Origin of the sequence: Singulisphaera chitinilytica (assembly GCF_049331405.1) — a bacterium.
In the GTDB taxonomy this organism is placed as follows: domain Bacteria; phylum Planctomycetota; class Planctomycetia; order Isosphaerales; family Isosphaeraceae; genus PoT.
The window spans coordinates 1507156-1525920 of sequence record NZ_CP186274.1 but is presented as its reverse complement, the minus strand read 5'-3'; the positions used below and the strand labels follow the sequence as shown (position 1 = coordinate 1525920).

Below are 18765 nucleotides of genomic sequence, written 5' to 3'. Positions count from 1 at the left end.
GGCGAAGCCTCGCTCATCGCACGAACTCGCGGAGCCGTTCCCGGACCGGGGGCGAATAGAGGAGCGGCCCGACGGTGTCGGAATGCTGCAGCCCCTCGGGCGAGAGGACGAGGCGGTCGGCCTCGCGGAGGAGCCAGCCGCGCTCGATCAGGCCGCGAACCTCGGGCATGTCCTCCGGGTCGGAGCCGGGGAAGCGGGCGGCAAACTCGGCGAGGGTCATGCCTTCGGCCTGGAGCAGGCTCAGGATCAGGAATCGGCGGAGTTGCTCGTCGGCGTCGAGGCGGATGCCGTGCGTCGCCATCGCGAGGTCGCGATCCGGCTGCCGCACCCAGTCCTCGAGGATCGCGCGGACGCCCGCCTGATTCACCGAGAACCGGCTCGAATAATGGAGCCCTTGCGTGTACGACCTCGCCCCGCAGCCGAGCCCGATCATGCCGTCGCGCTGGCAGCCGTAGGCCGAGGGGGCCTGCTCGCGAGGGAGGCGGAAACAACGCAGCGAGGCCTGTTCATATCCATGATCCGCCAGACAATCGCGGCCGGCGACGTAGAGGTCATCGCGATGCCGCGCAGCCTGCCAGCCGACCCGGGCGAGGCCGGTGCCGGGGCGGACGTAGAGCGGATAGAGATACAATTCCTCGGGGCGATATCGCAGGGCCTCGCGGATGGAGGCCAGCCACGACTCCCGCGTCTGCTCGGGGTCGCCGTAGATGAGGTCGATGTTCAGGACGGGGAAGCCCGCCGCGCGGATGCGGTCGAGGGCCGTCGCCACCGAGGCATGACGCTGCGGGCGGCCGATCTGCTTCGTCTCCGAGCCCAAAAACGACTGCACGCCGATGCTGATCCGCTTCACGCCGAAGTCGGCCAGCACGCCCAGGCGGTCGGGGCTGACGGTCGTCGGCGAGACCTCCACCGAGGCATCGAGGTCGCGAACCTTCACCTCGAAAGTGGATTCCAGGCGGGCGAAGACCGACTCGAGCTGCGCGGCCGAGAGGTACGTCGGCGTGCCCCCGCCCACCGCGAACTGGCGGAATATGGCCTGCGGCACGGCCTCGCGGACGACCCGCATCTGGCGGGCGAGCGTGGCGAGGTAGGCCTCGACGATCCCGCCTTCCGGCCTCGACTGCGTGAAGAGGTTGCAGAAGCCGCAACGCATCTCGCAGAAGGGGACGTGCACATAGAGCGAGAGCCGGCTCGTGTCCTCGCGGCGCCAGGCCTCGGCGATGGGGACCGGAGGATCCAGAGGCCGATATGACGACTTATGCGGATACGAGTAGGCGTAAGTCGTCAGCTCCGGCTCGGCCTCGGTCGCATCCTCGGGCTCGACGATGGGCAGCGCGGCGTTCATGGCGTCGGTCCCCATTGGCATTCGGCGTAAGGGACGGTCCAGACGGCCGGGTGGGCGACGCGGTGCCCCGTCCAGCCCTCATCGCCGAAGAGCGTCCCGTGGTCCGACATCAAGTAAGCGGTCCCCCGTCGATCCCTGGCCTTCAAGGCCTCGAACAGGGGGCCGAGATGGCGGTCGGCGTACTCGAGGGCCGCGGCCTGAGTCTCGACCGATTCGGATCTGGAGCCGCGCACGTATCCTCGCGTGGGAGGATGCGTCGCCGATACATTCAAGAACAGGAACAAGGGGCGATCGGTCCCACAGTTCGAGACGCACTCGATCGCCTGCCCGACCTGAGCCCGGGTCGAGCGGACCTCCGTCGCGCCGAACTCCGGACGCCAGTGGCTCCGGTCGAAGTAGGCGGGGAAGATCGAGCCGAGGGGCGTCACCGGGTTGAAGAAGGCGACGCCGCCGATGCAGATCGTTTCGTAGCCCCGAGCCCGGAGGCCCTCGACGATGTTGCCGCCTTCCAGGTTCGTCGTGTCGGGGCCGATGGAACGGCTGCCAGGGAACCGGAGGGCGAACGGCCGCTCGTGCTTGCCCGGCCCGACGGGGGTCGGCCAGAAGCCGGCGAAGAACGCGGCGTGCGCGGCGAAGGTGAAACTCCCCGGCGTGTGGCGAGGTTCCCAGCCTTGCGGCAGCAGCGTGCGCAGGAAGGGGGTCCGCCCCTCGCGCCAGGCGGCCTCGGCAACGTCGAACCGCAGGGCGTCGAAGGTGATCATGAGCAGGTCGCCGATATCCCCGCGGGATCGGCTCATGCGAGTGCCCCCGCGACCGTCCCCAACGCCCCGAAATGGGCCAGCTCGGCCTCGTAGACCGACTGCCCCGCGTGCGTGAGCCGCGGCAGATAATCGCCGAAGGCGTTGGCCTCCAGGAGCGCGAACCGACGACGCCCCGGGCGGATCAGGACATCCAGGCCCAGAACCCCGGCCTCGGGGAGATGAGACGCGGCGCCCTCGCAGAGCGCCTCGAAGTCGCCCCAGGCATCGCCGAGGTGGGCCTCGACCGACTCGCGCGAGATGCGGCGGGCGTCCAGATTCAGGTTCGTGAACGGCGAGAAACTCGCCCGGCCGACGAGGTGCCGTGCCCTGCCCCCGATCATGACGACGCGGACATCATAAGGGACCCCGTCATATCGGGCCTTGGGCAGCCAATCCTCCACGACGATCGACTCGACGGCCAGCGCATCGATCAGCTCGGCGATCTCGGGCTCGCTCGTCAGGACCCGGGGCCTCTTGCTGACGAAGAGGCGGTCGCGCCCCTCGGCCCGGACCCGCTCCGTCGTGGTGATCGCGCGGACGAGATGATCCCTCCACTCGAGAGCCACCGCACCCATCGCCGAATACCCATACCTCAGCTTGACGAAGACCCTGGCGTGTCGGCCCGGGATTGAGTCGCGCAACTGGGCATAACTCTGAACGTCGGGATGACGACCGGGCGTGGGCAATCCGGCCGAACGCCAAAGATCCAGGCATGCGAGTTTGTCGAAGGTCGTTGCGATCGTCGACGGCCGCGACACCCAGCGCGAACCATCGCCCGACCACGCGGATTCGAGCCGCGCAAGGACCTCGTGAAACCCAAAGAACCACTGCCGTGGCGCGACGATCTCGCCCCGGCCGCAGTCGAGCCGGTCGATCTCCGCAGACGACGATGGCCTCCCGCCAACCTCCTCGAGCGGCCCGATCCCCGCCTTGAGGATGGCGCGGGTCGTCTCGGCCGACTCGCTCGGCGACTCGACCCGCACCAGGCTGCCGACGCCCGGCACCGGTGCAACGCCGGCGATCAGGTCGAGATACGAGACGACGTCGACCCGGTCGATGCCGAGCCGACTCGCCTCCTCGACGAACGACGAGACCCGGCGCGAGCCCGGGACGCCAAGCACGACGATCCGCCCTGGACGCATCGGGCCGGGTTCATTCGGCATGGAGGATCGGCCTCCACTCGTCTTCCGGCTCCTGCCGGTCCTCGGCGATCACCTCGAACGGCATGGCCCTGACGAGACGCTCCACGTCCACCGGGTTGCAGTAATAGTGGGATATGATCAACTGCTTGAGATTCTTATGAGAGGCCATGCCCATGAGGGCCTTGACCCCCTCTTCGTCGAGGTTGCCGCACGAGAGGTCGACGGTCTCGAGCCGGTCGACGATCGGGGAGTTGACGACCACCGCCGCGATCTCGTTGGCAATGGCACTGTTCATCAAACCCATGTACTTGAGCTTCGGGAAGAGCTTGCCCGAGAGCAGCGGCTGCAAATCTTCCACGCCGCCGTCGAAGCCGTAATTCTCCTCGCCGAGCATCAGTTCGAGGTGCTCGAGCTTGGGGAAGTCGCAGAGGAAGATGTCGCGGAGCGTCGAGCGCGAGAGGCCGCCCGACTCGATCGCCAGCTCCTCCAGGTTCTCATGCCGCGTCTTCGAGAACGACAGGCTCGTGCCACCGCGGACCCGCAACGACTTGAGCTGCGGATAGGCGTTGAGCAGCGGGGTCAGGTCGCACTGCTTGATCCAGGATATCTCGCACTCCTCATACGTCATCTCGCCGAAGAAGAGATGGCGAAGCATGGGGAGTTGCTCGGCGACCTTGACGAAGGCGTCGACGACCTTTTCGGAGCCATCCCCCTCGCAGACGCCGCCCCATGCCCCTACGATCAGGCAAGTGATCTGGTCGCTGCCCGGCTGCTTGAGCAATTCCGCGAGTTTGCCGACGAGCGTACCATCCTCGTCGTCATAACCCTCGCGCAAGCCATACGCGACCTCGGGTCCTTCCCACGAATCCGACGTCTCGAATTCGACCACCTTCCGGCCGCGGAACTCCGTGGACAATTCGCTGAACATACCAATTCCTTGAAGTTTGGTGAGGGACTTCGGGCGAGCCGCGGCCCGAGCATTCGTCTTAGGCCGGGGCCCTCAGGTTTCCATCAGCGGCCGATAGTCGTCGGGGTCGTCGAACCCGGCGATCCAGGCCGCGGCGTGACGGCAGGTCGGCGTCGCGGGCGGCACCCTGATGATGTACTGGCGCTGGGTGGAGGGGCAGAAGCACGACATCGCGACGAGGTCCTCGTCGCCGTCGAGCTCGACCCGGAGCAACTGCCGAGGGCCGCCCGGATCGGTGTCGCGGTCGAGGATCTGCGCGTTCGCATCTTGAAGGAACCGGCCGTAGCCGTAGCGATCCAGGAGGACCCGCCGGCGCTCGGCGTTCTTCTCGGCGAGGACCTCGCCCACCTCGATCGTCTCGGGGTGGAAGGCGATCCGGCGGTCGACGTTCACGCCCGCCCAGCGCAGTTGCGTCCCCTCCACGCCCGGCGGCAGCGACGACTCGTCGGCGAGCCCGCTGTGCCCGAGGTCGAGCCAGCCGGTGACGACGAGGTCCGGCGGCAGCGACGCCAGGTTGGGGCAGTCGCGCAGGTTGAGCGCCGAGAGGCGTTTCAGATAGGGGGGCAGCGACTTCAACGCCATGCAGCCGCGGAGCTGGAGCCGGCCGCCGCGGATGTTCGCGGACTCGGGCCAGCCGTCGAAGGCCCAGCAGCCGGTGAGGTCCAGGAACCAGACGTCGAGCCCCTCGGGGAGCCGCTTGAGGTTGTGGCAGTTGCGGAGGATCAGGGTCCCGGCCGTGAGCCCCTCCGGGAGCCGCTCGAGGCCCTCGCACCCCGTCAGGTCGATCCGCGACTCAACTTTGATATCAGGCGGAAGCTCGACGATCTTCGTCTCGGCGGCGATCAGGTCGTAGCACGTGAGGCCGGGCGGGATCGCCTCGATCCTGCTCCCCGAGACGTCCAGCACGTCGACGGCGAGCCCCTCCGGGAACGACGGCGGGAGGCGGCGTTGCGACTTCGCCGAGTAGTCGAGCACCCCCTCGACGTGCGAGCCGGCGGGGAGCTTGCCTCGGCCGAGGAGGTCGTACGCCTCTTCGGTCAAGATCGAGTTTGCCTTCATGAGAATACCTCAATCCCGGACCGTGAGGATTTCCCTGGGCGAGTACTCCCGCTGGCGCCAGACGCGGTAGGTGCCGGACGGCAGGGGGATCGGGCCGTGCTCCTGGTGGACGAGGGTGGCCGACTCGGATCTGACGATGAGGTGGAGCCCTTCCATCGTCTGGAAGAGTTCGGCCGCGTCGGGCTCGGCGATCCGGTGCGAGTGCCCGGTCAATTCCCCCTCGGCGAGGACGAGGTGGTGCAGCCGCGTGGCGTCGGCGGGGATCGCCTTGACGCTTTCGACCAGGAGATCGCCGTGCCGGTAGAGAGCCATGGAGCCTCCATTACCTCGGGATTGGGATCGGTCGTCGTCGAACTGTACGCCCATTCTATGCAGACGCGCGGATGATGCAATCCAATCTGGATGCGGCTTCCGCCCGCCCCTCCGCGAGGCCGACGGGCCAGGCCGCGGCCCCCTCGAGATCGAGCCGTGGGGCGGGCCCGCGCAAGCCATCGAGAGAAAAATCCGCGTCCCCCTGCATCCGGCCCGGCCCGCCCGGCGAATTCGAGCCTGGAGCGTCGAGGTCGAACCTCGACGCCTACCCGACCGGCAACGCCGACGGGACCCCAAACACCTACGGGAGATCGAGATGAAGTACCTCATCGCTTCGATGGTCGTCGCCACCGCCTTCGCCGCCTCGGGCCCCGCCCGGGCCGCCGACCACAAGGACATCGTGGACACGGCCGTCGCCGCCGGGAAGTTCAAGACGCTGGTCGCCGCGGTGAAGGCCGCCGACCTCGTGGAGACGCTCAAGGGGGACGGCCCGTTCACGGTCTTCGCGCCCACCGACGAGGCGTTCGCCAAGCTGCCGGAGGGGACGCTGGAAAGCCTCCTGAAGCCCGAAAACAAGAAGAAGCTCGTCGCGATCCTGACCTACCACGTCGTCCCCGGCAAGGTCACCGCGGCCGATGTCGTGAAGCTGACCGAGGCCAAGACGGTCCAGGGATCGAAGGTCAAGATTCATGTAGCCGGCGGCAAAGTCAAGGTCGACGACGCCAAGGTGACCAAGACCGACATCCTGACCTCGAACGGGGTCATCCACGTGATCGACACCGTCCTCATCCCTGAGTAAGATGGTTGCAGGAGGCCCGGTCCGCACGCGACCGATCCACCACTCTCTCCTCGGGCTGAGGTAGCGCCCAGAGTGTCCACGACCCTGCTCGAACGGATCGCCCGCGGCGACCGAGAAGCCGTACCCGCCTGCCTGGCGGCGTACGGCGGCCTCGTTTGGGCCCTGGCGCGGAAATATTCGGCCGACCCGGCCGAGGCCGAGGACGCGGCCCAGGAGATCTTCATCGACCTCTGGAGGCATGCGGGCCGGTTCGATCCGGGGGTCGCCAACGAGCCCACCTTCGTGGCCATGATCGCCCGCCGCCGGCTGATCGACCGGTCTCGAAAGCGCGGGAGGACGGTGGCGACGACGCTGCTCCCCGAGGATGGAGGCCCGGCGCATCAGGCGGTCGACGATCGGCTGGCCGTCGAGGACGAGGCGTCCCTCATTCGCGCCCGGATGGCCGAGATCAGCCCGGAGCAGCGGATGGTCCTGGAAATGGCGATCGACCGCGGCATGACCCAGTCCGACATCGCGACGGCCCTCGCGATGCCGCTCGGGACGGTCAAGGCCCACGCCCGCCGCGGCCTCCTACGGCTTCGGGAGCTGCTCGCCGGCAGCGACGCGGAACCCGCGAGAGAGGGGTACGTCCGATGACCGGCCCCCTCGAACCCACCCGGGAACGGGCCCTCGAACTCCTCGCCGATCGCGCCCTCTTCGGGCTCTCGGCGGAGGACCAGGCGGAACTCGAGCGCCTGCTGGCGCACGTCCCCATCGCGGACCAGGAATCCCTCGAATTCCTCGCCGCGGACCTGACCCGCGCCCACCTGCCCGAAACCCTCGAGCCCCTTCCGTCCCACCTCTCCCGCCTGATCCTCGCCGACGCCCCGGGTGCCCTGCCGGCGTCGAAGCCCCCCCTGGAATCGCCGAGAATCCCGCGCCGTCGGATGCTCGCTCGCGTCCTCGCCGCCGCGGCCGGCCTCTTGCTGGCGTTCGGGCTCTGGCGCGTCACCCGCCCTCGCCCGCTCGCGATCCCGACCGCCGCGGAGCGCCGGGACGCCCTGATCGCTCGGCTCGGCCAACCCGGAAGCGACGTGATCCGCCTGGACTGGACCGCCACCGCCGACCCTTCCGCGCAAGGTGCCTCGGGAGACGTGGTCTGGAGCACACGGGCCCAGGAAGGCTACATGCGTTTCCGAGGGCTGGCGACGAACGTGCCGACCCGCGAGCAGTACCAGTTGTGGGTCTTCGACGCCGTCCGCGACGAGCGTTACCCGGTCGACGGCGGCGTCTTCGACGTCCCGGCCGGGGTCCGGGATGTCGTCGTGCCGATCCGGATCAAGCTCGGGGTTACCCGCCCTACCCTGTTTGCCGTGACCGTCGAGCCCCCGGGGGGCGTGGTCGTCTCCACCCGAGAGCGACTCCCCCTCCTCGCCAAGGTCCCGCCTATCAAGGCCGGCTGACGGCCGCCCATCCTGGTTGAACCGGCATAGACGCTCGAACTCACCTCGCATGAGCCGGGTCATCGGCCGTAACCCCCTTGCGCCCCAACATTTCCGGCGAGCCGGGCGAGGCTGCCAGGCGATCGCATTCGTTCCGCAAGGGACCCTTCAACGAACTGGTGAGCATCTCCCCTGTGCCCAACCCTTAACCCATCCCGTATGATATCGGTGTGCATACTCCGACGGCCCAGGGCTGCGCAGGGAGGGCTCTCCGCATCATGGCCACGATCACAGATGTGCCACCACGGCGACTCTCCGGGCGAGGCACCATCCTGCTGCTCGGCGTCCTCGGGCTCAGCCCCTTCGCGTTCGCCCTCTATACGAATCACATCTGGGAAGACTTCTTCATCACATTCCGCCATAGCCGGAACCTCTGCGAGGGTCACGGCATGGTCTACTACCCCGGCGAGCGCGTGCACGGGTTCACGTCGCCGCTGGGGACGCTCCTGCCGGCGCTCTGCTATCTCGCGACGGGCATGCGATCGTACGTCGGGGCGATCTGGGGCTTCCGCGTCTTGAGCATCGCGGCCTTTGCTCTTGGGGGGCTCCTGCTCTGGCGACGGATGGAGCGAGAGGAGCCGACGCGATGGCTCCCGCGCGTGGCGCTGGCGGTCCTCTACGCGCTCGAGGTGAAGTCTGCGTCGTTCACCATCAATGGCATGGAAACCGCGTTCATGCTCATGTTCCTGGCCTGGCAGGTGGATCTGCTCCTCCGCGATTTTCCCGGGCGGTGGCTGTATCTGGGCCTCTGCTGGGGGGGCCTGATGTGGACGAGGCCCGATGGCTGCGTCTACATCGCGGCGATGTCGGCGGTCGAGATCCTCTTCAGCAAGGGGTCGCGCCGGCGTTGCCTGGTCGACATCCTCAAGGCGGCGGCGGTCTGCACGGCGGTCTACCTCCCCTGGTTCGGCGGGGCCTGGTGGTATTACGGCTCGCCCGTGCCGCAGACGGTGCTGGCGAAGTCGAACCTGGTCTCGTGGACGGGGGGCGGGTTCAATCCGATCGAGCGCTACCTCGGCGGGATCGCCAAGGTCTTCCTGCCGATCTACTTCGACATGGGGGGCGGCTTCGACTGGTATCCGGGGATCTACCACTGGAGCGCCGGGCTCGGGGTCTTCTGCGCCTCGTACTGGATCCTGCCGACCTCGGATCGACTGGGGCGGGCCTGCTCGCTCGCGTTCGCGATGCTCGGGCTCTATTTATCGCTGCTCAATTACATGTTCCCCTGGTATGCGCCCCCGGCCCTGATGCTGGGCCTGGTCGTGCTGGCTCGAGGGGTGACGACACTCGTGGGAGTCGTCGCAGGACGCGGGAGGATCGCGGCGGTCGTCGCGGGCCTGATCCTGGCGGCGATCGCGGCCGAGCGGGGTGCCCTCTACGTCTGCACCGCGACCCAGATGAGGGTGCAGATGGCCGAGGTGGAGATGGGCAACCGCGCCAGGGTCGGCGACTGGCTCAAGCGGCACATGGAGCCCGGCGACACCGTCTACCTCGAATGCACCGGCTACATCGGCTACTTCAGCGACGCCAAGATCCGCGACTGGCCGGGCCTCGTCGCCCCCGAGGTCTCGCGCCTGGCCCAGAAAGAAGGCCGCGACTTCTACTCGGTCGTCCCCGCGCTGCGGCCCGACTGGGTCGTGCTCCGCCCCTGGGAGTCGCAGCGGATGGTCGAGCGCTATCCCACCTTCCTCCAGGCCTATCGCGTGGCCGCCCAGTTCGACGTCACGCCGAAGATCCAGGCCGTCGACTTCCTCCCCGGCCGCATGTACCTCATGAACGACGCCGTCTTCAACATCTTCCAGCGCATCAAGCATTGACCCCCCTCGCGAAAACGCCCCCGCCGAAATCGCGTGCCCGCCTTGACAAATTAATTTGTCAAAGGCAGAATTCGGCCATGATCGAACTCGAAGTGATCGAAGACCCGGCGGCGGCGACGGTCGCGCTGGACCCGATACGGGCGAGGCTGTTGTCTGAAATGGTGGAGCCGGCGTCGGCGGCGTCGCTGGCGAGCCGGGTCGGCCTGACGCGTCAGAAGGTGAATTACCACCTGCGGACGCTGGAGGCCCACGGCCTGGTGGAGGTGGCCGAGGAGCGGCGCTGGGGGGCCTGACCGAGCGCCTGCTCGTGGCGACGGCCGCGTCATACGTCGTCTCGCCGGGGGCCCTGGGCCCGATCGCCTCGGATCCGGGGCGCGCGGCCGACCACCTCTCGGCGAGCTACCTGATCGCCCTGGCCGCGCGGGCGATCCGCGAGGTCGGGGCCTTACTCAGACGCTCGAGGGAGACGGAGAAGCGCGTTGCGACCCTCTCCATCGACGCGGAGATCCGGTTCCGCTCGGCGGCCGACCGCGCGGCGTTCAGCGAGGAGCTGGCGGCGGCCGTGAAAGACCTGGCCGCCCGCTACCACGACGACTCGAGCGAGGAAGGGCGCTGGCATCGCCTGCTCGTCCTGGCGCACCCCTTGCCACACAACCCCGCGCCGCCTTCTCCTACTCCGACACCGACTCCCGAAAAGGAATGAACATGAGCGTGCAGAAGAGCGAAGACGGCAAGCGCTGGATCTCGGTCGAGACGGAGGTTCCCGGCACGCCGGAGGAGGTCTGGGAGGCGATCGCGACGGGGCCGGGGGTCTCGGCCTGGTTCGTGCCGACCGAGCGCCGCGACGACGGCACGGTCGTCTCGCACTTCGGCCCCGGCATGGTCGCCGTCGCGAAGCAGACGGCCTATGAGCCGCCGAGGCGGTTCGCGGCCGAGTCGGGCATGATGGGCCCGGACGGCCCGGTGATGGCGACCGAGTGGACGGTCGAGGCCCGCAAGGGGGGCACCTGCGTCGTCCGCGTCGTCCACAGCCTCTTCGCCAGCACCGACGACTGGGACGACCAGCTCGAGAACGTCGAGAAGGGGTGGCCTGACTACTTCAAGATCCTGCGGATCTACCTCACCCACTTCAAGGGGCAGCCCTGCTCGGCCTTCCAGCTCCTGGCGATGCCCGCCGTGTCGGCCTCCGATGCCTGGCAGACCATCACCGATGCGTTCGGCCTCGCCGGCGCGAATCAGGGCGACGCCCGCAAGTCGACGGGCAATTCCCCCGAGTTCGGCGGCGTCGTCGAGTCGACCGGCAGCGAGGGGCACTCGAACCAGATCCTGATGCGGCTCGACGACCCGACCGGCGGAGTCGCCCACTTCTTCTCCGCCTCGATGGGGGGCCAGACCATCGTCTCGATCCGCTTCTACCTCTACGGCCCCGACGCCGCGGCGGCCGTCGCGACGCAGGAGCCGCTCTGGCAGGCCTGGCAGCAGGCCAACCTGCCGGCGCAAGGCCAACCCCAGGCGTCCTGCTGAAAATCCGATCACCCCTACGTCCTTGAGGAGAGCCCTCCGATGGCCCACAATCGCATCGTCCACTTCGAGATCCCGTCCGCGCAGCCCGAGGCCCTGAGCCGCTTCTACGGCGAGCTCTTCGGCTGGTCGTTCGCGAAGGCCGAGGTCCCCGGCCTCGACTACTTCTTCTGCTCTCGGGGCGGCGAGGAGGGGGGCCCGGGGATCACCGGCGCCGTCCTGACGCGGACGGATGACCGGCAGCGTTGGACGAACTACGTCGACGTCGCGAGCATCGACGAGGCCGTCGAGAAGGCGACGGCCCTGGGTGCCAGGGTCGCCCTGGCCAAGATGCCCGTGCCCGGCGGCCGTTCCATCGCCGCCCTGGTCGACCCCGAGGGCAATATCTTCGGCCTGATCGAGGGCCCGGAGATGGCGCCCGAGTCGGCCTGATTCGTTTCGCCTGCGGATTCCTTCACTCACGGTTTTCGGGAAGATGGCTCCATGAACAAGAAATTCAAGACCGCGACGATCGTGCTCGTCCTCCTGCTCTCGTCGCCGTTCCTGGTCGCCCTCTTCCTGCCGAGGGACTTCGTGGTCGAGCGCGAGGTCACGATCGACAAGCCGAAGCCGGCCGTCTTCGCGTTCGTCAAGAGCCTCAAGAACCAGGAGAAATACAGCAAGTGGGCGTTGATGGACCCGAAGATGAAGACGACCTACACGGGCACGGACGGCACCGTGGGGTTCATCATGGCCTGGGAGAGCGACAACCAGGACGTCGGCAAGGGGGAGCAGGAGATCAAGAAGATCGCCGAGGGTGAACGCGTCGACGTCGAGATCCGCATCAAGGACCCGTTCGTCTCGACCAACCCCGCCTCGACGATAACTGAGGCCCTCGGCGAGTCCCAAACCCGGGTCAAGTCCGTCTACACGGGCATGATCCCCTACCCCATGAACCTCCTCTGCTACTACGTCCGCGACAGCATCGGCAAGGACATGGCCACTAACCTCGCCAACCTCAAGGCCCTCCTGGAAAAGCCCTGAGTTCTGCGATGCAACTACCCCCGGCCTACCATCTTTGGTCCGCCCGGGGTATCCGAAATCGATGCAGGTGACCCCGAAGGAATACGCCATGGTCATCGGTCATCGGTCATGCTGATCAAGCTGCATCACGAGCGATGTGCCTTGGTCGACAATCTCAAGCAGGCCAATCCATCGAATGACCACATTGTACACCTATCATAATCATACGATCGCGCGTTCACAATCAATTCACTACGATGCGGATGACATTACTGGAACGCGCGATGTTACAAAGTCACTACATACCGACATCCCTCTTCCTGGCGGTTTCAAAGTCTTTCGGGTAGCCGCGATTGGAACAATCGGGGTCGCGCAGCGACAAGAGGCAAAATGCAATCGGCCTCGGCCGATTCGCGGACGCCTGAATCCCGATCCCTCGCGACTTATCGTATCCTCTGATGCGGATCGTACGGCCTGCCTCGTCCCCAAAGCTGCCAGGAAGCCGCGAGACGGCCGTCGAACCAAATTGCCCAACTCGCACGACCGAGTCGATCGCAGATGGCCCCTGGTCTCGGCCGAGCCTTTTTGCATTCAGCCTCTTGTCGCTGCGCGACCCCGATTGTTCCAATCGCGGCTACCCAGGACAGGAGACCAAGCTCCAAGCATGAGGGCGACAATCCTGTATCACTAACCGCAAAACTCTCAGAGGAAGAAGATCATGGCAAAGTATCTCATTTCATTCCCCAGTGCCGCGATGAATGTACCCGACAGCGAGTGGGAGGCGGTGGGGCGAGCCGCTCATGCCGTGATACGCGAGGCGAAGGAAGCGGGCGTCTACGTGTTCGGCGGTGGTATCGATGAAACGGTACCGCCCGTCCTCGTTTCGGCCGATGGCTCGGTCGCCGAGGGAGGCTATCCGTGGGCGCCTCCGCTCAATGGTGGATTCACCGTCCTCGAGCTGCCTTCCAGTCAGGAGGCCATCGCATGGGCCGCACGCCTCGCGAAAGCGTGCCGCTGCGACCAGGAGCTTCGAGCCTTCGGGTTTGATCCCGAGTCGTGAGGACGGGGTGTTGGTCCGCTCGTCTTGCTAGGTCGGTGGAATAGTCCGGCAATTTACTGAACGGCCGAATGCTTAAGGCTTGTCCTGCGCCGCCTCTCCGCTCGTCTCGCCAGAGATGAGCTTACCGGTCCAGGCTCCTTGCTTGGCCGACTCGATCGTCAATGTGCCGACCAGGGTCTGTTGCGTCTCCTTGAGCACGCCTTCGGCGATGATCGAACCCGCGGTCCGACCGTCCGGATTCTTGGTTTCGGTCGAAATCATGGGGAGAACCACGACCTCGCGAGGCTGAAGGACAACATCCGCGAATGTCGGTTTCTTGTCGTTGATGACCAGCTGAGTACGGCCACGATTCTTGAGGGACAGTTCGCGGAGCTTGGGCGATTCGGTGGCGTCGGAGAAATGAATCGGGGCCTCCGAGACATTCTGAACCACCAGGAACAACTCCGGCACGTCGACCGACTTCGACACGTCGGATGACGGGCGAATGACGATCGACGACCGGAGCCCGTTCACCGGCTTGCCCCACCGCAATCGCTCCTCAGTCTTGGGCCGGAGCTTCTCGCCCCCCTTCGGTTTCGGCGACTCCTGATTCGGCGCCGGCGCGACAGGCTTCTCATCCGCCGCGGGAAGCATCGCCATGGGCGTGAGTGCGAGACCGATCGTCAGGATCGATCGCAATGTGACGAGCCTCGCATCAAGCCGCCGCATGATCTCTGCCTCCCAGCTTTCGAGTAACGCCTGTCACCATTCCCGGCACGAAGCTCAACGGGTCAACCTCTCAGGGGATACGAGTGATCCGGATCACCACATCGTGCTGAAACGGCGGGAGGTCGATCGTCGCGCGCCGGCCTCCGCTGACGGGGATCGCGGGCGAGGAGAGTCCACCGCTCGGGGAGTAGAGCGAGAGCCCGTATTGGCCCTCGGGCAAGGTGAAGGCGATGGTCCCGCCGATCGGCGAACCGGCGGCGGGGTCGGTCACTTCGCGGGCGTCGGCCAGGTAGGCGACGTACTCCCGGCCCGGGATGGCGAGGGTCGCGACGACGAGCGGATCCGGCTTCTCCGCGATGAACTCGGGGGCGGGCTTCGCATGGATGAAGTCGAACCCGTGGATGAATTCCGAGAGGTGGTGCATCCAGGTTCGGATCTTGGCGCGGGACTCGGCCGAGCCGGTCTCATTGCCGATGTTGATCGAGAAGTCGATATAGTCATAGTGGCCCCCCGTCATCACGGCGGTCCACGCCCGCTTGCGGTGGATCGTCCAGCCGATGTCGTTGCGATAGCAACTCGCCGCGTTGTCCTCGTCATGAACGAAGGGCTTGGCGGCGGTCCCGTGCGCCTTCAGGCCGAAGTCGCGGAGCTCGGACAGCATCAACTCCTTCGACATGAAGTTGCCCATCATGAACGTCCGGCCCCCGAGGATCGTGTCGGGCAACGGATGGACATTCACGGCGTCCAGCGCCGCGTCGGCGAAGGTGGCGTCGAGCGGCTGGGTAAACTTGGGGTGGTACGAAAACGCCTGCGAGCCGAAGACCAGGTGAGGCCGCCCGAGCTTCTTGAGCTCCTCGCGCACGACCCGATTCACCTCGGCCTCCCAGGCGTCGACCTCGGCCGGGGTCGCGTGCCCGGGCATCCCGCCGCCGGGCTCGTTGCAGATCTCGTAATACACGTTGTCGAACCCGGCGGTCTCCTGGATGATCTTGCGGACGTGGGCGAGTTGGCGATCCACCAGCTCCTTCTCCTTGAGGGAGTTGTAGTCGGCGAAATGCCCCTTGCCGACGCCCTGGAGGTTGTTCTGGGCCCGGAGCGGGTTGAGGGCCCAGACCTGGTCGGCGTAGGTGTTGCTCAGCAGGGTCAACTCCACCACGATCCCCAACTCGGAGGCCCGCGTCAGGAAGCGATGGAGCCGGTCGAAGTATTCGGGGTTCCACGTGTCGAGGTCATAGCGAGGCTCGCCGTCCATCGCCTTGCCCGGCCCGGTCCGGGGCCAGGGCATGACGAAGTCGGGCGATTCCGGCTTGATCGGCGAGTACGGGTTCTGCGCGCTCTGCTGCTCGCGGAAGAGGAGGAACGTCCGAGTCACGGTCTGCTTGAGTAGCGCCGCGTCGCGGAGGTACCGGTCGAAGTCGAAGGGCCGGTTCACGACCGACCCATAATGCTCGGTCGCCGCGATCAGCACGAGCGGCTTCCCGCGGAAGAGGAAATAGTGCGGATTCTCGGGGTGGATCGCGATCGCCGGCCATGCCGCGCGATCGTCGGCCGAAGCCGCAGAACCCAACACCAACAGCGCGGCGAGGACCGTGGCAGGTCGCAGGATCATCGTCTTCCATCTCCTGACGGGAAGCCTCCGCCGGCCGAACCGGCTCCGACATCGTGGGACGATCACCCTACCCTGCCCGGCCATCCCACGAAATAGCTTACCGCCCCTCCCCGAGAACCCGATGATGGCGATGGCCGAACAACGGGAGATCCTTGCCGCCAGACCTTCAGACTCCGTACAACCCGCGCTGTGGCGTTGGAGGAGGAAAACATGATCAGGCCCCATCGCGGGGACGATGGCCCACGTCATGACGCATGGGTTCCTCTCAAGGGCGCGGCACGTCCGGGCGGATCAGGGCCTCGGCCTCGCGTCGGAGGACGTGCACGATCCAGTCCTCGTGACCTTCGATCTTTTTCGGACGCCAGTCGTGGCTCGCGATGGCAGTCTTGAGCGTCGTCCGTGCCTCCGACACATGATCGCCTCGATGCAGGGCCAGGGCCGCGATGAGGCCGGGGGCGGGGCCGACGACACCAGATGCTTCGCCTCGCATGGTGGCGATGGCACGCTCGAAATGCCCCTGGCGGTATTCGGCGAGGCCTCGGGCGAACGCGAAGTAGGGATATGAACCCTCATGATTCGCTCGATCCACGCCGGTGGCGAGCTCGGCGAGGGCGACGGCCTGGCGGAGTTCGTCGCCCGACGCGGGCCCCAGCAGGCAGGCCCGCGCGGATCGCTCCGCGACGTTCGGGTCTTTTGTCTCGCCGAACCTGGCCAGCAAGGCTTTCCGTGCGCGTTGGTAATCCTCTTCCTTGCCGAGGAAGAGGCAGAATTCGGCATATCCGAACCAGACTTCGTGATCGGGCGGGTCGAGCTCCAATTGTTTCGCCCAGCTCTCCCGCCCTTCCTCCATGCGCCCCTGTCGCATCAGGATCCGGCGCAGGTCTCGCTGGGCCAGAGGATGCCTCGGGTCGAGTTCGACGGCTCGTCGGTAGTGGGTAATGGCCTGGTCGTCATTCCCCTTTCTTTCGAGGCCCCGGCCTAGTACGTAGTGAAACACCCCGATCTCGGGGCGGCGGTTCACCGCCAACCGCATCCTGGCGAGTGATTGCTCATATTTCTTCTGATTGAACCAGACGATCCCCAGGTTGCCGAAGGCCGGGGTATATGTCGGGTCATATTCCAGGGCGCGGTCGAAATATCGGGCGGCCTCGTCGAACCGGCCGATCCACATCAACGCGACGCCGAGGTTATTGCAGAGGGTGGGCGTGCGCGGGCGGAGCGTCAACGCGGCCTGATAATAGCGGACCGACTCAACGTACTGTTTCTGCTCCCTGAGCTTGTTGGCGAGCGTGTAGTTGGCCCAGAGGTCGCCGGGATGGGCTTGCTGGACCCGCGTCAGGAGTGGGATCGGGTCTCCGCCGGCCTCCTCCAGAGATTCGGAGAGCGCGACCAGCAAAGAGACGGCCTGCTGGCCGACCGGGGCCGATTCCGCGAGTTCGATCAACGCCGCGCGGTTCTTCCGGCTCGCGGAGTCGCGGGCACGGTCACGCCAGCCGGTCGGATCCGGATCCGCCCTCCGCGCGACCTCGAGGACCCAACGCCGTCGATCCGGGGTCCCGGCGCAAACGGCCCAGTCGTCGAGCGCGGCCACGAGGGCAGCACGTATGTTTGATTTTCGGACCCGCGATGCAACTTCACTGGAGTGGTCAAACATGCGACCGAGCCCGTCACGGCGGAAGTACCCCTCGTAAGCCCCATCCGCCTGCTCGTCGACCCGGACGAATGGGAGCGAAACCCCGACCTTGCCCACCCGATCCGTCCGCAAGGCCTCCAACTCCGTCGCCAGTTTCAGGTCTCGCGCGCCCTGCTCCAGCCGGCGTCGCAAGCCGGACGCCCCGCGGCCGCCCACCCGGCCCCTCGCCCTCTGGAGCGCGGCGTTGGCCTCGGGCCAGCGGGACTTGTCCAACCACCCGGACATCTCTTCCAGGTCAGCCTTCGTGGCTCGCGACGTGGTCAGCCGCTCGGATGTCAGCCATACCATGCCGCCGACCAGGACGAGCGATAAGATTCCGCCGAGCGCGACCGCCCCCGACGCGACAGGCCGCCGGCGGACCCTCCTGGCGAGCCTGGACAGCCGGCCCTCCGGCCTTGCCGCGACCGCCTCTCCCCGGAGGAAACGCCCAAGGTCGTCCGCGAGAGCCACGGCCGTGGCATACCGCTTCTGCGGCTCCTTCCGCAGGCATTTCAGGCAAACGGTCTCCAGGTCGCGAGGCACCTTGGCATTGAGAGTCGACGGCGCAGCGGGGTCCTTCGTGATGACCTGATGGATCGTCTCCGCCGCCGTCGCCGCACGGAAGGGCGGCCGACCCGTCAGCAGCTCGTAGAGGATGGCCCCGAGCGCATAGAGATCCGCCGGCTGCCCTATCTCGCGAGTTTCACCCCGGGCCTGTTCGGGGGACATGTAACTCGGCGTGCCCAATGCGGCACCGGTCCGGGTGAGCGAGAGCCCGCCCTCCAGGTGCCGGGCCAACCCGAAGTCGCTGATCTTGGGGATCCCGTCGGATGTGAGCAGGACGTTGGACGGCTTCAGGTCGCGGTGAATGATCCCCGCCCGATGCGCCACCTGCATGGTCTTGGCCAGCGTGGCCACAAGTTCGGCAGCCTCGCTGGCAGGCCAGGGCGTGCCCGCGAGTTTCTCGGACAAGGTCCCGCCGTCGACGAACTCCATCGTGAAGTATGGGCGATTCTCGAGTTCGCCGATGTCGTAGACCTGGACGATGTTGGGATGCTGGAGCTGCGCCAGCAACTCCGCTTCCTGCGAGAAGCGCCGGCGTTCGATCCGGCCCGAGAATCCGCCGGCGAGCAGCATCTTCAGGGCCACGGTTCGGCGGAGCCTGTCATGCGAGGCCCTGTACACGATTCCGACGCCGCCCCGGCCCAGGATCTCGCTGATGTCGTAGCCGGCGACCTGCGGCAGGCCGGCCTCGTCCTCCGACGGCAGCTGGTCCTGGACGCTATCCGCCTCGGGGAAGAGTTGTCGGATCTGATCCTTGAGGGCCCAGTACTTCCTCAGGCCCTCGCGGACCTCCGGCAGCAGTTCGGGACACGAGAGGCAGACCTCCTCGATGCTATCCCCCGAGTCGAGCACCTGCTCGATGATCCGCCGGACTCGCTCGTCGTTGGACATCTCCGGACCTCGGCTC

The 18765-nt window shown here is 66.7% G+C and carries 17 protein-coding genes and 1 pseudogene; 9 read left to right on the top strand and 9 right to left on the bottom strand.

Going from position 1 to position 18765, the window contains the following annotated elements:
* Positions 1–13 precede the first annotated feature (13 nt).
* From ACOYYX_RS05890 to ACOYYX_RS05865, 6 genes are all read right to left on the bottom strand, one after another.
* Positions 14–1345, bottom strand: coding sequence for an STM4012 family radical SAM protein (locus tag ACOYYX_RS05890; RefSeq protein ID WP_422929002.1), 1332 nt, complete (start codon positions 1343–1345; stop codon positions 14–16).
* The gene (locus ACOYYX_RS05885; RefSeq protein WP_422929001.1) at positions 1342–2142 is read right to left on the bottom strand and encodes an STM4013/SEN3800 family hydrolase; all 801 of its coding nucleotides are present in this window, start codon (positions 2140–2142) and stop codon (positions 1342–1344) included. The genes ACOYYX_RS05890 and ACOYYX_RS05885 overlap by 4 nt, the downstream gene beginning before the upstream one ends.
* Complete coding sequence (locus ACOYYX_RS05880) at positions 2139–3308, bottom strand: STM4014 family protein (RefSeq protein WP_422929000.1); 1170 nt, start codon at positions 3306–3308, stop codon at positions 2139–2141. Before ACOYYX_RS05880 ends, ACOYYX_RS05885 begins: the two co-directional genes overlap by 4 nt.
* A complete protein-coding gene (locus ACOYYX_RS05875) occupies positions 3298–4215 on the bottom strand; it encodes an STM4015 family protein (RefSeq protein WP_422928999.1) in 918 nt (305 codons plus the stop codon). Before ACOYYX_RS05875 ends, ACOYYX_RS05880 begins: the two co-directional genes overlap by 11 nt.
* Before the next feature lie 72 nt (positions 4216–4287).
* Positions 4288–5313: a DUF6745 domain-containing protein gene (locus ACOYYX_RS05870; RefSeq protein WP_422928998.1), complete on the bottom strand. Its 1026-nt coding sequence runs from the start codon at positions 5311–5313 to the stop codon at positions 4288–4290.
* 9 nt (positions 5314–5322) lie between these two features.
* Positions 5323–5625, bottom strand: a complete 303-nt coding sequence (locus ACOYYX_RS05865) for a hypothetical protein (protein ID WP_422928997.1) — start codon at positions 5623–5625, stop codon at positions 5323–5325.
* Between the two features lie 316 nt (positions 5626–5941).
* Here ACOYYX_RS05865 and ACOYYX_RS05860 point away from each other — a divergent pair, with 316 nt between their 5' ends.
* The 9 genes and pseudogenes from ACOYYX_RS05860 (at position 5942) to ACOYYX_RS05820 (ending at position 13305) form a co-directional block, all read left to right on the top strand.
* Positions 5942–6424 (top strand): fasciclin domain-containing protein, encoded by a 483-nt coding sequence (locus tag ACOYYX_RS05860; RefSeq protein WP_422928996.1) that lies wholly within the window; start codon positions 5942–5944, stop codon positions 6422–6424.
* Between the two features lie 72 nt (positions 6425–6496).
* A complete protein-coding gene (locus ACOYYX_RS05855) occupies positions 6497–7060 on the top strand; it encodes a sigma-70 family RNA polymerase sigma factor (protein WP_422928995.1) in 564 nt (187 codons plus the stop codon).
* Positions 7057–7866 (top strand): anti-sigma factor domain-containing protein, encoded by an 810-nt coding sequence (locus ACOYYX_RS05850; protein WP_422928994.1) that lies wholly within the window; start codon positions 7057–7059, stop codon positions 7864–7866. Before ACOYYX_RS05855 ends, ACOYYX_RS05850 begins: the two co-directional genes overlap by 4 nt.
* 257 nt (positions 7867–8123) lie before the next feature.
* Positions 8124–9722, top strand: a complete 1599-nt coding sequence (locus tag ACOYYX_RS05845; RefSeq protein WP_422928993.1) for a hypothetical protein — start codon at positions 8124–8126, stop codon at positions 9720–9722.
* A gap of 77 nt (positions 9723–9799) precedes the next feature.
* Positions 9800–10425, top strand: a pseudogene (locus ACOYYX_RS05840) (ArsR/SmtB family transcription factor).
* Between the two features lie 2 nt (positions 10426–10427).
* Positions 10428–11246: an SRPBCC family protein gene (locus ACOYYX_RS05835; protein WP_422928992.1), complete on the top strand. Its 819-nt coding sequence runs from the start codon at positions 10428–10430 to the stop codon at positions 11244–11246.
* Between the two features lie 39 nt (positions 11247–11285).
* On the top strand, positions 11286–11675 hold the full coding sequence (locus ACOYYX_RS05830) for a VOC family protein (RefSeq protein ID WP_422928991.1): 390 nt from the start codon (positions 11286–11288) through the stop codon (positions 11673–11675).
* Positions 11676–11726: 51 nt separating this feature from the next.
* Entirely contained in the window at positions 11727–12266 is a 540-nt protein-coding gene (locus ACOYYX_RS05825) for an SRPBCC family protein (RefSeq protein WP_422928990.1), read from the top strand.
* A 697-nt stretch (positions 12267–12963) separates the two neighbouring features.
* The gene (locus ACOYYX_RS05820; RefSeq protein ID WP_422928989.1) at positions 12964–13305 is read left to right on the top strand and encodes a YciI family protein; all 342 of its coding nucleotides are present in this window, start codon (positions 12964–12966) and stop codon (positions 13303–13305) included.
* 72 nt (positions 13306–13377) lie between these two features.
* On the opposite strand, the gene ACOYYX_RS05815 is transcribed toward ACOYYX_RS05820, so the two are convergent.
* The 3 genes from ACOYYX_RS05815 to ACOYYX_RS05805 all read right to left on the bottom strand — a co-directional run bounded on the left by ACOYYX_RS05815 (position 13378) and on the right by ACOYYX_RS05805 (position 18749).
* Positions 13378–14013, bottom strand: coding sequence for a hypothetical protein (locus tag ACOYYX_RS05815; protein WP_422928988.1), 636 nt, complete (start codon positions 14011–14013; stop codon positions 13378–13380).
* 70 nt (positions 14014–14083) lie between these two features.
* Positions 14084–15622, bottom strand: coding sequence for a hypothetical protein (locus ACOYYX_RS05810; RefSeq protein ID WP_422928987.1), 1539 nt, complete (start codon positions 15620–15622; stop codon positions 14084–14086).
* Between the two features lie 265 nt (positions 15623–15887).
* On the bottom strand, positions 15888–18749 hold the full coding sequence (locus ACOYYX_RS05805) for a protein kinase domain-containing protein (RefSeq protein WP_422928986.1): 2862 nt from the start codon (positions 18747–18749) through the stop codon (positions 15888–15890).
* Between the last annotated feature and the right edge of the window lie 16 nt (positions 18750–18765).

Bases quoted from the DNA above. Each gene is read 5' to 3' on its own strand.
- ACOYYX_RS05890 (WP_422929002.1), bottom strand. From the start codon at position 1,345: ATGAACGCCGCGCTGCCCATCGTCGAGCCCGAGGATGCGACCGAGGCC.
- ACOYYX_RS05885 (WP_422929001.1), bottom strand. From the start codon at position 2,142: ATGAGCCGATCCCGCGGGGATATCGGCGACCTGCTCATGATCACCTTC.
- ACOYYX_RS05880 (WP_422929000.1), bottom strand. From the start codon at position 3,308: ATGCCGAATGAACCCGGCCCGATGCGTCCAGGGCGGATCGTCGTGCTT.
- ACOYYX_RS05875 (WP_422928999.1), bottom strand. From the start codon at position 4,215: ATGTTCAGCGAATTGTCCACGGAGTTCCGCGGCCGGAAGGTGGTCGAA.
- ACOYYX_RS05870 (WP_422928998.1), bottom strand. From the start codon at position 5,313: ATGAAGGCAAACTCGATCTTGACCGAAGAGGCGTACGACCTCCTCGGC.
- ACOYYX_RS05865 (WP_422928997.1), bottom strand. From the start codon at position 5,625: ATGGCTCTCTACCGGCACGGCGATCTCCTGGTCGAAAGCGTCAAGGCG.
- ACOYYX_RS05860 (WP_422928996.1), top strand. From the start codon at position 5,942: ATGAAGTACCTCATCGCTTCGATGGTCGTCGCCACCGCCTTCGCCGCC.
- ACOYYX_RS05850 (WP_422928994.1), top strand. From the start codon at position 7,057: ATGACCGGCCCCCTCGAACCCACCCGGGAACGGGCCCTCGAACTCCTC.
- ACOYYX_RS05845 (WP_422928993.1), top strand. From the start codon at position 8,124: ATGGCCACGATCACAGATGTGCCACCACGGCGACTCTCCGGGCGAGGC.
- ACOYYX_RS05835 (WP_422928992.1), top strand. From the start codon at position 10,428: ATGAGCGTGCAGAAGAGCGAAGACGGCAAGCGCTGGATCTCGGTCGAG.
- ACOYYX_RS05830 (WP_422928991.1), top strand. From the start codon at position 11,286: ATGGCCCACAATCGCATCGTCCACTTCGAGATCCCGTCCGCGCAGCCC.
- ACOYYX_RS05825 (WP_422928990.1), top strand. From the start codon at position 11,727: ATGAACAAGAAATTCAAGACCGCGACGATCGTGCTCGTCCTCCTGCTC.
- ACOYYX_RS05820 (WP_422928989.1), top strand. From the start codon at position 12,964: ATGGCAAAGTATCTCATTTCATTCCCCAGTGCCGCGATGAATGTACCC.
- ACOYYX_RS05815 (WP_422928988.1), bottom strand. From the start codon at position 14,013: ATGCGGCGGCTTGATGCGAGGCTCGTCACATTGCGATCGATCCTGACG.
- ACOYYX_RS05810 (WP_422928987.1), bottom strand. From the start codon at position 15,622: ATGATCCTGCGACCTGCCACGGTCCTCGCCGCGCTGTTGGTGTTGGGT.
- ACOYYX_RS05805 (WP_422928986.1), bottom strand. From the start codon at position 18,749: ATGTCCAACGACGAGCGAGTCCGGCGGATCATCGAGCAGGTGCTCGAC.